This window comes from Veronia nyctiphanis (genome assembly GCF_004116385.1).
Lineage (GTDB): Bacteria > Pseudomonadota > Gammaproteobacteria > Enterobacterales > Vibrionaceae > Veronia > Veronia nyctiphanis.
The window spans coordinates 1-254 of record NZ_PEIB01000121.1; the positions used below are offsets into that span (position 1 = coordinate 1).

A 254-nucleotide genomic window follows, 5' to 3' on the forward strand; every position below is an offset into this window, starting at 1 on the left:
TTGCGTTGCCATTTATGTTGGTGGACTCCGCCACCGGAGCCAGCAGGCCTTACCAACTTTCTGTCGCCGTCAATCAGGGAGACCATGCGCCAGACTTGAATCTGTCCATTCCTCAAATGCCAGAGCCAATGGCTGAGCCAGCGTCAGAAGAAATTCCCGAAGTGACCAATGAGATGATGCCTGAAGCCGCCGCAGAGCCAATGGAAATGCCTGTTGAGCCAGATGTGATGGCACAACCTGCGGTAACGGCAGAC

1 protein-coding gene is annotated in these 254 nt (G+C 54.7%); it reads left to right on the forward strand.

The features are described from left to right. The coding region (locus CS022_RS25155; protein WP_201746395.1) for a hypothetical protein at nt 1-254 on the forward strand (254 nt) is incomplete at both ends.